Source organism: Longispora urticae (assembly GCF_053902585.1).
Genome location: NZ_JAQZSH010000042.1, coordinates 153,950 through 166,904 on the forward strand (window position 1 = coordinate 153,950; position 12,955 = coordinate 166,904).

Consider the following 12,955-nt stretch of genomic DNA (forward strand, 5'->3'; position numbering starts at 1 on the left):
CGTGCCCGCCATCGTCGTGATCGTCATCGGGGGACTCGCCCTCGTGGCCTACGCCTGGGCCTGCCTCCTGGCGCTGGTCTGGGTCGCGTTCCCCGGGTCGTACCTGCTCGGGGTCGCCGGGCTGCTCCTCGGGGCCGGGCTCGCCGTCGCGCTCGCCGGCCGGGTGCTCCTCGGCCACGGGCCACGCCCCGGCTCCCCGGCCGTCGTCGGCCCGGCGTCGACTGGCGACCCGGCCTGGCCCGGCTACTTCACGGCCCAGGTGTACCGCGACCTCCGGGCGTCCGCCGCCTGGACCGCCCGCGTCGTGTACCGGGCCTGGGCCTGGGCCATCGACCACAGCTTCGGCCGGTTCGGCGCGCACACCCTGTGGGCCTGGCCGCTGCTCCTGCCGCTGCTCGTCCTCCTGTTCGCGGTCACGGCCGGCGCGACCGCCGGTGTCCTGCTCGCGACGGCCCTCACCGCCCTGGTCACCGTGCTCGCGGTCGGCGGCGGCCTGGCCACGGCCGTCGTCCTGCGCGCCGCGGACCGGCTCTGGCAGCGGGTGTTCCACGCGGCGGCCAGCTGCCCGCGCCCCGGCTGCTACCACGTGACCCGGCTGCCCGCGTACCGCTGCCCCGGCTGCGACCGGCTGCACCGCGACCTGCGCCCCGGCCGGCTCGGCGTCCTGTGGCGGCACTGCGGCTGCGGGGCGACCCTGCCCACCACGGTGCTCCGGGCGGGCCGCGCACTGGAGACGGTCTGCCAGAGGTGCGAATCGCCCCTGCACTCCGACGCGGCCCTGGCCACCGACGTGCGGATCCCCGTGTTCGGCGCGCCGATGGCCGGCAAGACCCGGTTCATCATGGCCGGCCTCGTCGGGCTCAGCGCGCGACCCGGGATCCGGATCGCCCCGGCCGACCCGGAGAGCGGCAGGGCCTTCGCGGAGTACGAGGCCACGATCGGCGGCGGCGACTCGACGGCCCAGACGGGGAAGGCGCTGCCCTCCGCCGTGACGCTCCGGGTCGCGGGCGGCCGGCGGACCGCGTTGCTGCACGTGTTCGACGCGGCGGGGGAGCGGTTCACCGAGCGGTCCCAGAACGAGGAGCTCGCGTACCTCGACCACGCCCGGGGGCTGGTGTTCGTCCTCGACCCGTTCTCGATCCCGGAGGTCCGGGCCCGGTTGCGCGGACTGGCCGGCCCGGGCGGGGTCCCCGTCGGCGCGGCCCTGTACGACCCCGACGAGTCCTACCAGGTCACGGTGCGCCGGCTGCGGGACTACGGGGTGGACCTGCGGCGGCAGCGGCTCGCGTTCGTGGTGTCCAAGGCGGACCTGCTGCTGGCGGGGCCGGCCGGTGCGGACCTGGCGCTCCCGGATTCCACGCCGCCGGGCCCGGACCCCGCGCCGGAACGGTCGCGGGAGGGGGCTCCGGCGCCCGACCCCCGGGGCCGGTCGCGCGCCGCCAGCGCGGCCTCCGACGCCATCCGGTCCTGGCTCGACGACGCCGGCCTGGACAACCTCCTCCTCGCCGCCGGCCGCGACTTCGCCGAGGTCCGCTACTTCCTCGTCTCCTCGATGGCCGCCGACCCGAACGGGGACGTGGCCGCCACCGCCCCGCTCGACTGGCTGCTGTCCGCCGAGCCGGTCCCCACCGGAGCCGCCCCGTGACCGCCCTGCCGCCCGGACACGTCCGCAGCCGGTGGCTGCTCCTGGCCGTCCTGCTGGGGGCGTGCGCCGTGCTCGTCGCGTGGGCGGTGCACGCGGGCGTCCCGGGCGCGCTGCTCGACGGGTGGCGCGTGGTGTGGTCCGAGGTCGAGACGGGGACGTCGGACCTGAACTGACCGACCCCGGGGCGGCGGCCCGGCCGTGGGGACGCCGGTCTCCGGACCCCTGTTCCCCCGTGGAGCAGGGGTCCGTGCCCGTGCCCGGGCTCCAGCCAACGGCAAGAACCGCCATCCCTCCACAGATTCGGCGACCGTCAAATCCTCGACTAGGGTGCGGGCGTGTCCCAGATCAGATTCGGAGCCCGCGACGTCGCCGCGATCCGGTTCTGCGTCTCCCCGATCTGGGAGACCGTCACCAGCCTGTGGGCACTGGCGGACCCCGGCCGGTACGCGCACCACCTGCCCTGGATCGGGCTGGCCCGCTCCGCGGTCGCCCGCCGTGACGTCGCCCCGCACGCGGACCTGCTCCGGGCGTTCGTCCGCCCGCGGGTCTGGCTCCCGGACTTCCTCACCCCGGTGCCCCGTGGCCCGTTCGACACGATCGAGGAGGACCTCCGCCAACTGCGGGCGACACCCGCGGACCGGGTGCGGCAGGACATCGCCGACATCGACCGGCCCCGGGCTCCGGCGCATCCGCTGGTCCGCGAGGTGGCCGACGATCCGGCGCGGATGTTGCCGAAGGTGGCCGACGCGGTGGAGGTGTGGTGGCGGGTGGCGCTCCTGCCGCACTGGCCCCGGATGCGGGCGCTGCTGGAGGCGGACATCGCCTACCGGGCCCGGCAGTTCACCGTCGGCGGCGCGCGGCTGCTGTTCGACACGCTGAGCCCGGCGACCCGGTGGGAGGGCGACCGGCTCGTGGTCGATCACGGGGCGGGCATCGACATCGAGGTGGCGGGTGCGGGCTTCCCACTCATTCCGAGTCTGTTCTTCCAGGACACGATCGCGCTGAGCGTGTCACCCGGGTCCGAGCCGTCAGCGGTGTACCCGGCGCGAGGGGTAGGCACGCTGTGGGAGCCCCCCGCCGGTGCCCCCGGGGCACTGGGCCGGCTGCTCGGCCACAGTCGCGCGGGTCTGCTGGCACTGGTGGTGGCGCCGGCCACCACGAAGGCACTGGCCGCGCTGAGCGGGCTGAGCCCGGGGACGGTGTCGCAGCACCTGGCCGTCCTGCGCGACGCCGGCCTGGTGGAGAGCCGCAGGCAGGGCCGCGAGGTGGTCTACGCGGTCACCGACCGGGGCCGGAGCCTGCTCGGCGACGGAACCGAACGGCCCCGCCCCCCGGCAGGGGGAACGGGGCCGCTGGGGCGTGCGGACTAGCTGCCCGAAGGCTCCTTGGCCAGGCCCAGGTACATCGTGCCCGGGTAGGTCGGGTTGAACGCGAGCGACGTGATCCCGTGCTCGGCGTTGTGCGTCTTGGTCACCAGTCCGGTGGTGGCCGAGTACTTGAACAGGTCGGTGCCGTAGTTCTGGAAGTTCGAGCCGTACTCGAACCACAGCTCGTTGGCGTTGACCGGGCTGGGCCACAGGGACACGCCGTTGGTCAGCACGATGGCGGAGCTGCCGGTCACGATCGGCGCGAAGGTCAGGCCGCCGTCGGTGGACCGGTACAGGTGCCGGCCGTTGCCGGGGACGTGCGCGTCGGCCTCGTCGATGTCGAGGCCCATGGCGTACACGACGCTGCTGTTGGCGGGGGAGACCGCGAGGGTGAACACGTTGGCGCCGAGGCCGCCCGGGGTCAGGTCGAGGCCGGTGGACGCGGTCCAGCTGCCGCCGCCGTCGAAGGTGACGAAGCTGCCCTTGCCCGAGGTGCCGACGACGGCGTGGGTGGGGTTCTTCGGGTCGATCGCGGTGTCGTACACGTCGTAGGCGTTCACGCCGGGCGGGGTGCTGCCCGTGGTGGTCCAGGTCGAGCCGCCGTTGTACGACTCGAACAGCTGGCCGGCGTTGTCGGCGAGCTCGACGTGCAGCCCGTCGAACGGGTCGACGTTGAGGCCGGTGATGCCGTCGGTGGTCGGGTCGGTGATCGCGGTGACCGTGGTGCCGGTGACCCGGTAGATGCCGTGGGTGCCGGAGTCCGACCACAGGTACGCCCGGCCGCCCTTCGCGGCGGTGGCCCGGAGGAACCAGCCGGTCGGCAGGGTGGCGATCGTGGACCAGGAGCAGCCGGCGTTGGTGGACCGCAGCACGGTGTTGGTCTGCGCCAGGGTGGCCGGGTCGGTGTACTCCCGGGTCGCGATCAGCGTGTTCGCCGTGTCCAGGGCCGCGAGCCCGAACGTGTAGGTGATCGGGATCGAGGTGGCGGCGGTGGGCGTCAGGGTCGCGCCGGCGTTCTTGGTGTAGGTGACGCCGGACGCGCCGGTGACCGTGGCGCAGGTCGGGTTGGTCCAGGCGGGCGCGGCGGTGGCCACGGAGGACTGGGCCAGGGCGGCCGCGGTCACGGTCAGTGCCGCGGCGAACCCGGTGATGAGCTTGCGCATGTTTGTGCGTACCCCCAGTAGGTGGTCGGTGACGCACTTAGTATCAGCTGGTGTGAACGTGCAGGCCTAGCTCGCAAGCTGTGAAGAATCTTATGTGGACGATCGGGAACCGGATCCGGACATGGCGGACGGTCGATCATCCGGCGTCAGGAGGGCAGCTTGTGGCGCTGGTAGTACCGCGCGACCCGCACCCGGTTGCCGCAGACGGCCGGGGAGCACCACCGTCGCCGCGGGTTCGCGGGGATGAACAACAGGGTGCAGTCGGGCCCCTCGCACCGGTGCAGCCGGCTCAGCGCCGGGCTGGACAGCAGCTCGCCGGCCGCCGCGGCGAGGATCGCCATCACCTGGGCGATGTACGGCCCGGAGCGGCGGGGCGTGACCGTCACCCGGGTGCCGTCCCAGCCCAGCTCGCCGTACTCCGGGGAGTCCTGCTGGATCAGCGTCAGCGAGGCGAGCGCGGACCGCGCGGGCTGCTCGCCCGCATGGGCCGTGAGCAGCACCCTGTCCACGTAGGCCCGGACGGCCTTGAGGCTGGCCAGGTCCGTGTCCGACAGCGGCCCGGTGGGCTGGGGCAGGCGGTCGGCCTGGGCGGCCAGCCAGGCCCGGGTGTCCTCGGCGTCGGCGAACACGTCATAGCCGGCGGGCCGGGTGTTCACCAGGTCGAGGGCGAGGTGCTCGCCGGTCAACGGCGCGGGGCGATCCATCTCACTAATGCTACAGCACGGGGTTGACACGTTAGTCATGATCGACTAGAAACTAATGGGTCAACAAGTTCTGGAGGCATGTGATGATCGCTCACCGCTTCGTCGAGGTCGACGGGGTCCGCGTGTTCTACCGGGAGACCGGCCCCGCCGACGCCCCGGTGCTCCTGCTCCTGCACGGGTTCCCGTCCGCGTCGCACCAGTTCCGGGGGCTGCTCGGAGCGCTGGGGGACCGGTACCGGATGATCGCCCCTGATCTGCCGGGTTTCGGGCGCACCGAGACCCCCGAGGGCTTCGCGTTCACCTTCGAGCGGCTCGCCGACATCACCGAGGGCTTCGTCAAGGAACTCGGCCTGGAGCGGTTCTTCGTCTACGGCTTCGACTACGGCCTGCCCACCGCGCTCCGGCTCGCCGGCCGGCTGCCCGAGCGGATCGCCGGCCTGATCGCCCAGAACGGCAACGCCTACGCCGAGGGCCTCAGTGAGATGGCGCACGGCCTGCTCACCGCCACCCCCGACCAGATCCGGCCGGTACTGGAACCCGAAGGCACCCGGGGGCAGTACCTCGCCGGGGCCGCCGACCCCGACCGGATCGACCCGGACAGCTGGCTGCTCGACCAGCACTACCTCGACCTGCCCGGCCGCAAGGACATCCAGGTCGAACTGGCCCTGGACTACCCGAGCAACGTCGCGCTGTACCCCACCTGGCAGGCCTGGCTCCGCGCCCACCAGCCGCCCACGCTCGTCGTGTGGGGCACCGGGGACCCCTTCTTCCTGGTACCGGGCGCGCGGGCCTACCTCCGCGACCTCCCCGACGCCGAACTGCACCTGCTGCCCACCGGACATTTCGCACTCGTTGAGTGCCTGTCCGAGATCTCCGCCCTGATCACCCGCTTCATCGAGAGGACCACGTCATGAGGATCGCCGTCATCGGAGCCACCGGTTTCATCGGCAAGGCCATCGCCCACGAGGTCGCCGCGCGCGGCCACCAGCTGACCGCGCTCACCCGGTCCGGCGGGTTCGACGCCACGGACCCGGGCGACCAGCTCGCCGGCCACGACGCCGTGATCGCGGCCGTCAAGGGCGACGCGACCGCCGCCGCCCACGCCCTGCTCGCCGCCGCGCCGGAGCGGCTCGTGTTCGTCGGGGGCGGCGGCAGCCTGACCACCCCGGACGGCACCCGGCTGGTGGACCTGCCGGGCTTCCCGGAGCAGTACCGGAAGGAGGCGCTCGACGCCGCGGAGGCGCTCGACGTGTTCCGCGCCGCCGACACCACGGTGCACTGGTCGTTCGTCAGCCCGCCGCCCGCGCACCTGGTCCCCGGCGACAAGACCGGCGTGTACCGGGCCGAGGCCACCGACACCCCGCTCGTCGGTGCGGACGGGGACAGCCGGATCACGACCGGGGACCTGGCCTCGGCGATCGTGGACGCGGTGGAGCAGGGCTCGTTCCACCAGCAGCGCTTCTCCGCCGCCTACTGACGGTCGCGGCGCCGGCCGGCGCCCGGAGCGCCCCGGGTAGTGATGTCCCCGACAGAGGGTGGTGTCGGGGACCCGGGGCCGGAAGGATCGCGGCCATATGGACACCGCCGCGATCCTCCTGCTGCTCGCCGCCGCGCTGGCCGCCGGCTGGGTGGACGCGGTGGTCGGCGGCGGCGGACTCCTCCAGCTCCCGGCCCTGCTGCTCGCCGCCCCGGGCACGCCGGTGGCCACCCTGCTCGGTACCAACAAACTGTCCTCGGTCTTCGGCACCACCACGGCCGCGATCACCTACGCCCGGCGCACCAAGCTCGACCGGCGGGTGATCTGGCCCGCCGCCGGCCTGGCCGTCCTCGGCTCGGCCGGCGGGGCGCTGCTGGCCGGTTCGCTGTCCTCGGACGTGCTCAAGCCGGTGATCCTGGCGATCCTGGTCGGCGTGGCCCTGTTCATCACGTTCCGGCCCAGCGTCGGCCTCGTCGTCGTCGCCGAACGCGACACCCGCCCGCGCCGCCTGACCGCCGTCGCGCTCGCGGGCGTCGGCATCGCCACCTACGACGGCCTGATCGGCCCCGGCACCGGCACGTTCCTGATCATCTCGTTCGCGACGGTGCTCGGCTCCGACTTCGTGCACGCCTCGGCGATGGCGAAGATCGTGAACGTGGGCACCAACCTCGGGGCGCTCGCGGTGTTCGTGCCCCGGGGCCACGTGCTGTGGGGGCTCGGGCTGGGCATGGCCGCGTGCAACATCGTCGGGGCCCGGCTCGGGGCCGGCACGGCACTGAAGCGGGGCGCCGGGTTCGTGCGGATCGTGCTGCTGGTCGTCGTGGTCGCGCTCGTCCTCAAACTGGGCTACGACCAGTTCTCCTGACCGCACGGCGCGCAAATCCAGATCAAGGGCATCAGAGGGTTACGGGGGCGCCTGGTCCGGTGTCCGAAGGTGCTGCCCGGGTGGTCGGCTCGGAGCGGCCGGATCCTCCCGGTCTGGGATCCAGGTCCGCAGTGGACGGACCCGGTCGGCGTCCGAGACATCGCGGTACCCGCGCAGGCTCGCGAACACCACCACGTTGCCCGTGTAGTGCCCCCGCCCCGCGTCGAACGCGCCCCCGCACGTGACCAGGCGCAGGTACGCCCCGTCGTCGCGGCCGTACACCTCCGCCGCGGGGAACCGGTCGCCCGGGTACGAGGCCACCCCGTCGACGCCGAACACCGCGACCGTCCCGTCCCGGCGGGTCACCTCGACCTGCTCGCCGGGGCGGAGCGCGCCGAGCCGGTGGAACACGGCCGGTCCGGTCCGCCGGCTGTCCACGTGGCCGAGGAGCACGGCGCTGCCGCGTTCGCCCGGGGTGACGCCCTCGCGGTACCAGCCGGCCAGGTGTGCCTGGTCCAGCGCCGGCGTCTCCACCTCGCCGTCCGGGCGGAGCCCCACCGGGCGCACCGGGGCGCGCAGGTCGATCGGCGCCGCGTCCACCCGGACCGGCTCGGACGGGGTCATCCGGGGCGCGGTCGGGTCGAAGGGGCGCGGCTCCGGCACGTACCCGTCGGAGGGTTGCGGGGGTGGTTCGGGTGCGGCGGCGAAGCCGGCCCCGACCAGGCCGCCGCCCGCGACCGTGAGCGCCACGACCACCAGCCACGGCCAACGGCTCGCCACGGGTCAGGCGGTCCGGCGGCGGCGGAGCAGGAGGAGGCCGCCGGCCGCCGCGAGGGCCAGCGCGCCGCCCCCGGCCGTGACCAGCCCCGGGTCGGGTCCGCCGGCCGTCGCGCCGTCCCCGGTGGCCGGCCGCCCCGCCGGGCTGACCACGAACGCGGTCCTCGGCGTCAGGTCGTCCTCGCAGAACACCCACACCGACCAGGTGCCCGACCGCCCGGTGCGCGGCACGGTGACCGCGCCCCGGCCGCCCGGCCCGAGCTTGCTGACCACGTCGGGGCGGGTGGTGGAGCCGGGGCCGGCGATGTTGATGTCGCTGCCCTCGCGGCAGCCGCCGGTGACGGTCACGGTGATCGTGCCGCCGGGCGGGACCGTGCCGGGGGAGACCGTCACCGTGGCGGCCAGGGGCTGTGCCGGGTGTGGCGAGGAGCAGGGCGGCGGTGCCGAGGCCGAGGGTGGCGGCGATCCGGGCGGCGGCGACTAGGGCGGGCCGGGTGGCTGTGGCGTCGGCACGGGCACCGGCGGTGGGCTGTCCGGTGTGCTGCATGGTCGCGGCTCCTTCGGCGGGGAGTGAGCTCTCGTGGCCTAAGTAGTTAATTACGCCCTATGCTCCTTTTGCGCAATAGATCCGGGGCCGCGACGGCCCGCACCCGCTAACGACCTGCGCGGCGGGCTTTGTCCGGTCTAGCATCATTCGCTATGGCGAATGATCTCGATCAGCCCGTGGTCACAGCCACCGCGCCCGCCCCGCCGGAACCGGTCCCGCACTGGACCGCCCCGCCCCGGAGCTGGCGGCGGTACGTGCCGAAGGTGTTCGCCGCCCTGCTCACCCTGGTGGCGGTGCTCTCCGCGCTGTCCGCGATCAGCTCGGGGCTCGGCCGGGGCGTGCACCCGGTCCGCTGGTTCGTGGACAACCTGCTGCTGCCGGCCCCGGCCAACCTCGGCTACGCGGTCCTGGTCGCGATCCTCGCCGCCGCCATCGCCCGCCGCAAACGGGTCGCGTGGTGGGGGCTGCTGATCCTGCTCGTGGTGCAGCTGCTCGCCCTGCTGCTGGTCGGGCTGCTCGTCCTCCTGTACTTCACCGACGCCGACATCCGGGCCGAGATCGAGGCCGACGCGCCGATCCGGACGTGGGAGGTCTGGACGCTGGGCATCAGCTCCGTCCTCACCCTGATCATGATCGTCGCGCTGCTGCTGGCCCGCCGCGAGTTCTACGCCCGCGCCCGGCCCGCGAGCCTGGCCCGGGCGGTCGGCGCGTTCCTCGCCCTGCAGGCCGTCTTCATCGGGATCGGGTTCTCGCTGGTCTCGGCGTTCCCCGGCGACCTGGTCGGCACGGTGCCCAAACTCGGCTACACCGTCGGACGGGTACTGCTCGGCGGCGTGTTCGACCTGCGCCGCGCGGGCCGGGCCCCCGGCTGGGTCAACCTGGTCCTCGGCCTGATGGGCGCCATCTCCCTCGTCGTGGCCGTCGTGCTGCTGTTCCGTTCACAGCGGGCCCGGTCGGCGCTGCCCGTCGAGGACGAGGCGCGGATCCGGGGCCTGCTCGCTGAGTACGGGGACGCCGACTCGCTCGGCTACTTCGCCACCCGGCGCGACAAGGCCGCCGTGTTCGCGCCCAACGGCCGGGCCGCCGTCACCTACCGGGTCGAGTTCGGCGTGTCGCTGGCCAGCGCCGACCCGGTCGGGGACCCGGCGGCGCACGACGCGGCCATCCAGGCGTGGCTGGACCGGTCGCGCTCCTTCGGCTGGGTGCCGGCCGTGATGGGCGCCTCGGAGGAGGGCGCCACCGCGTACGACCGGTGCGGGCTCAAGGTCATGCAGCTCGGCGACGAGGCGATCCTGAGGCCGCGCGAGTTCGCCCTGGAGGGCCGCGACATGCGCCCCGTCCGGCAGGCCGTGAACCGGATCGAGCGCGCCGGGTACACCTGCCGGGTCCGCCGGCACCGCGACATCCCCGCCGACGAGCTGACCCGGGCCGCCGAGCTCGCGGTCGCCTGGCGGGACACCGACGCCGAGCGGGGCTTCTCCATGGCCCTCGGCCGGCTCGGCGACACCGCCGACGGGGACTGCGTGCTGGTCGAGGCGGTGGACGCGGAGGGTCGTACCGTGTCGCTGCTGTCGTTCTCGCCCTGGGGTTCGCACGGCATCTCCCTGGACCTGATGCGCCGGGACCGCACGGCCGACAACGGGCTGATGGAGTTCATGGTCGCGACCCTGATGCGCGAGTGCGGCCGGCTCGGCGTGGACCGGGTGTCGCTGAACTTCGCCGTGTTCCGCGCCGTGTTCGAGGAGGGCGCGCGGATCGGCGCCGGCCCGATCCTGCGGCTGTGGCGGCGGATCCTGGTCTTCTTCTCCCGCTGGTGGCAGCTGGAGACCCTCTACCGGTCCAACGCGAAATACCATCCCGAATGGGTACCGCGGTTCCTGTGCTACGGCGAGCGCCGCGAACTCGCGAAGATCGGGATCGCCGCCGCCATCGCCGAGGGCTTCCTGCCCGTGGCCGGCGCGCACTCCTCCACCCTGCACACCACCAGCCCCGAGGGCCTGACCGCCGAGGTCGCCCGGTTCACGCCCCTGGTCAGCCGCGCCGAACCCGGGGCCCGGGTCGGGTCGGAACAGATGCGGGTCCGGCTGGCCAAGCTCGACGCGATCCGGGCGGCGGGCGGCGACCCGTACCCGATCGGCTTCCCCGTCACGACCTCCTGCGCGGCCGTGGCCGCCGAGCACGGCCACCTCGAACCCGGCACCATGACCGGCCAGCGGGTGTCCCTCGCCGGCAGGGTCGTCCTGGTCCGCGACCACGGGAGGATCGGGTTCGCCACGATCCGGGACTGGACCGGCGACCTGCAACTGTTCCTGCGCGGCGAACCCCTGGCCAGTTTCAAGTCCGATGTGGACCTCGGCGACCACGTCGGCGTCACCGGCGAGGTCGGCATGTCCAAGCGCGGCGAACTGTCCGTGTTCGTCGACGAGTGGACCCTGACCGCCAAGTGCCTGCACCCGCTGCCCGACAAGCACCTCGGGCTCGCCGACAACGAGGCCAAGGTCCGGCAGCGCTACGTCGACCTGATCGTCAACCCGGAGGCGCGCGCGACCCTGAAGGCACGCAGCGCCGTGGTCCGTTCCCTGCGCAACACCCTCGACGACCACGGCTTCATCGAGGTCGAGACGCCCATGCTCCAGGCCATCCACGGCGGGGCCAACGCGCGCCCGTTCGTCACGCACATCAACGCCTACGACATGCGGCTGTACCTGCGGATCGCCCCCGAGCTGTACCTCAAGCGGCTCGCCGTCGGCGGCGTGGAACGCGTCTTCGAACTCGGCCGCACCTTCCGCAACGAGGGCGTGTCCTTCAAGCACAACCCCGAGTTCACGATGCTGGAGGCCTACCAGGCGTACGCCGACTACATGGTCATGCTCGACCTCACCCGCACCCTGATCCAGTCGGCGGCCCGCGCGGCGCTCGGCACGACCGTGATCACCCACGAGGGCACCGCCTACGACCTGGCCGGCGACTGGCCCGTGATCGCCATCAACGACGCCATCTCGGCGGCCCTGGGGGAGCCGGTCGGCCCGGACACGACCGTCGAGCGGCTGCGGGAACTGTGCGAGTCCCGGGAGATCCCCTACGACCCCAAGTGGGGCCACGGCCAGCTGATCCTCGAACTGTACGAGCGCCTCGTCGAGCACCACACCCTCGCGCCCACCTTCTACAAGGACTTCCCGACCGACGTGTCCCCGCTGACCCGCCAGCACCGCGACGACCCGCGCCTCGCCGAGCGCTGGGACCTCGTCGCCTTCGGCACCGAGTTGGGCACCGCGTACTCCGAGCTGATCGACCCCGTGGAGCAGCGCCGACGGCTGACCGAACAGTCGCTGCTGGCGGCCGGGGGCGACCCGGAGGCGATGGAACTCGACGAGGACTTCCTGACCGCGCTGGAGTACGCGATGCCGCCGACCGGGGGGCTGGGGATCGGGGTGGACCGGGTGGTGATGCTCCTGACCGGGGGGACGATCCGGGAGACGCTGCCGTTCCCGCTGGTCAGGCCCCGCTGAGCCCCCGCCCCGGTGGCGGCCGGGCCGGCCCGCTCCGCGACCCGGCCCGGCCTGGGCCCCCGCCCACCCCGGTCGTCGGCAGCGACCACTAGCGCCGGACCGCGCGGTACGTCGTGCGGCACTCGCCGTCGACACCGTGCCCGCACGGGCAGGCGGGGACGAGGACGTCGCAACCCGCCCGGGAGAACCCTGTGCTGTCGAGCAACGCCTCGACCAGCTCGGGCGCGAAGACGCGGCTGCGCAGGTTCTGGTCCACCCGCCGCATCGTGTCCCCGGCGCCGAACGCGCCGCTCACCCGCAGCATGCCGAACCCGCCGTCCTCGTCCCAGATGCCGCGCTTGACGATGATCGCATCAGGTTCGTCCATCACGCCGATGTGGTGCCAGTGCCGGAAGTGCGGCGGCTCGTACAGATCGAAGACGAAGGACGCGCCCGGACGCAGCGCGGCGTGCACGGCGGCGAAGGCGCCCCGCAACTGCTCGACCGAGAGCAGGTGGTTGAGCGCGCCGTCCAGGCAGATCGCCGCGTCGGTCGGACTCGGCAGCGTGAACCCGACCGCGTCCGCGTGCGTGAGGGACACCCGGCCCGCCGCGATCGGGTCCGCCAGGTGCGACCGGGCCTGGGCGAGCATCCCCGTCGACAGGTCGACCCCGGCGACCTCCCAGCCGGCCCGCGCGAAGACGGCGATGGACTCCCCGGTGCCGCAGCACAGGTCGAGCAGGCGGGTCGCATGTGGATCGAGCTCGCGCAGGTAGTCGGCGAGCAGCGGGGACAGCGCCCGCACCCAACGGGTGTAGTACCGGCGGTAGAAGGCCGAGAAGCCGTCGCTGTAGTGCACCGCGTCGGCGGAGGGCGCGTACCTCGAATCCTCGGTTAGCATGGTCCCTGCTCTCTCGGTTGT

The 12,955-nt window shown here is 73.6% G+C and carries 13 protein-coding genes; 8 read left to right on the plus strand and 5 right to left on the minus strand.

Features of this window, described 5'->3' with window-relative positions; genetic code table 11:
* The first annotated feature begins 1 nt into the window (after window position 1).
* The 3 genes from PT931_RS30345 to PT931_RS30355 all read left to right on the plus strand — a co-directional run bounded on the left by PT931_RS30345 (window position 2) and on the right by PT931_RS30355 (window position 3,015).
* Window positions 2–1,645, plus strand: a complete 1,644-nt coding sequence (locus tag PT931_RS30345; protein ID WP_456249140.1) for a TRAFAC clade GTPase domain-containing protein — start codon at window positions 2–4, stop codon at window positions 1,643–1,645.
* Window positions 1,642–1,818 carry a hypothetical protein gene (locus PT931_RS30350; RefSeq protein WP_456249141.1) on the plus strand — a complete coding sequence of 59 codons (177 nt, stop codon included), beginning with the start codon at window positions 1,642–1,644 and terminating at the stop codon, window positions 1,816–1,818. Before PT931_RS30345 ends, PT931_RS30350 begins: the two co-directional genes overlap by 4 nt.
* A 162-nt stretch (window positions 1,819–1,980) precedes the next feature.
* The gene (locus PT931_RS30355) at window positions 1,981–3,015 is read left to right on the plus strand and encodes an ArsR/SmtB family transcription factor (RefSeq protein ID WP_456249142.1); all 1,035 of its coding nucleotides are present in this window, start codon (window positions 1,981–1,983) and stop codon (window positions 3,013–3,015) included.
* Here the strand turns inward: PT931_RS30355 and PT931_RS30360 are convergent.
* Window positions 3,012–4,175, minus strand: coding sequence for a hypothetical protein (locus PT931_RS30360; RefSeq protein ID WP_456249143.1), 1,164 nt, complete (start codon window positions 4,173–4,175; stop codon window positions 3,012–3,014). The two genes, PT931_RS30355 and PT931_RS30360, sit on opposite strands and share 4 nt — an antisense overlap.
* Before the next feature lie 146 nt (window positions 4,176–4,321).
* Complete coding sequence (locus tag PT931_RS30365) at window positions 4,322–4,879, minus strand: CGNR zinc finger domain-containing protein (protein WP_456249144.1); 558 nt, start codon at window positions 4,877–4,879, stop codon at window positions 4,322–4,324.
* A gap of 83 nt (window positions 4,880–4,962) precedes the next feature.
* Here PT931_RS30365 and PT931_RS30370 point away from each other — a divergent pair, with 83 nt between their 5' ends.
* The 3 genes from PT931_RS30370 (at window position 4,963) to PT931_RS30380 (ending at window position 7,221) form a co-directional block, all read left to right on the plus strand.
* Window positions 4,963–5,793 carry an alpha/beta fold hydrolase gene (locus tag PT931_RS30370; RefSeq protein ID WP_456249145.1) on the plus strand — a complete coding sequence of 277 codons (831 nt, stop codon included), beginning with the start codon at window positions 4,963–4,965 and terminating at the stop codon, window positions 5,791–5,793.
* A complete protein-coding gene (locus tag PT931_RS30375; RefSeq protein WP_456249146.1) occupies window positions 5,790–6,356 on the plus strand; it encodes an NAD(P)-dependent oxidoreductase in 567 nt (188 codons plus the stop codon). Before PT931_RS30370 ends, PT931_RS30375 begins: the two co-directional genes overlap by 4 nt.
* 97 nt (window positions 6,357–6,453) lie before the next feature.
* On the plus strand, window positions 6,454–7,221 hold the full coding sequence (locus PT931_RS30380) for a TSUP family transporter (protein ID WP_456249147.1): 768 nt from the start codon (window positions 6,454–6,456) through the stop codon (window positions 7,219–7,221).
* A 39-nt stretch (window positions 7,222–7,260) separates the two neighbouring features.
* Here the strand turns inward: PT931_RS30380 and PT931_RS30385 are convergent, their stop codons facing one another.
* Together PT931_RS30385 and PT931_RS30390 are read right to left on the minus strand one after the other, a co-directional pair.
* A complete protein-coding gene (locus PT931_RS30385) occupies window positions 7,261–8,001 on the minus strand; it encodes a class F sortase (RefSeq protein WP_456249148.1) in 741 nt (246 codons plus the stop codon).
* 3 nt (window positions 8,002–8,004) lie between these two features.
* Entirely contained in the window at window positions 8,005–8,346 is a 342-nt protein-coding gene (locus PT931_RS30390) for a hypothetical protein (RefSeq protein ID WP_456249149.1), read from the minus strand.
* On the opposite strand from PT931_RS30390, the gene PT931_RS30395 reads away from it, so the two are divergent.
* On the plus strand, window positions 8,336–8,482 hold the full coding sequence (locus tag PT931_RS30395) for a hypothetical protein (protein ID WP_456249150.1): 147 nt from the start codon (window positions 8,336–8,338) through the stop codon (window positions 8,480–8,482). The two genes, PT931_RS30390 and PT931_RS30395, sit on opposite strands and share 11 nt — an antisense overlap.
* A 215-nt stretch (window positions 8,483–8,697) precedes the next feature.
* The gene (lysX, locus tag PT931_RS30400; RefSeq protein ID WP_456249151.1) at window positions 8,698–12,054 is read left to right on the plus strand and encodes a bifunctional lysylphosphatidylglycerol synthetase/lysine--tRNA ligase LysX; all 3,357 of its coding nucleotides are present in this window, start codon (window positions 8,698–8,700) and stop codon (window positions 12,052–12,054) included.
* Window positions 12,055–12,142: 88 nt separating this feature from the next.
* Here the strand turns inward: lysX and PT931_RS30405 are convergent, their stop codons facing one another.
* Window positions 12,143–12,934: a class I SAM-dependent DNA methyltransferase gene (locus tag PT931_RS30405; RefSeq protein WP_456249152.1), complete on the minus strand. Its 792-nt coding sequence runs from the start codon at window positions 12,932–12,934 to the stop codon at window positions 12,143–12,145.
* Window positions 12,935–12,955: the final 21 nt, after the last annotated feature.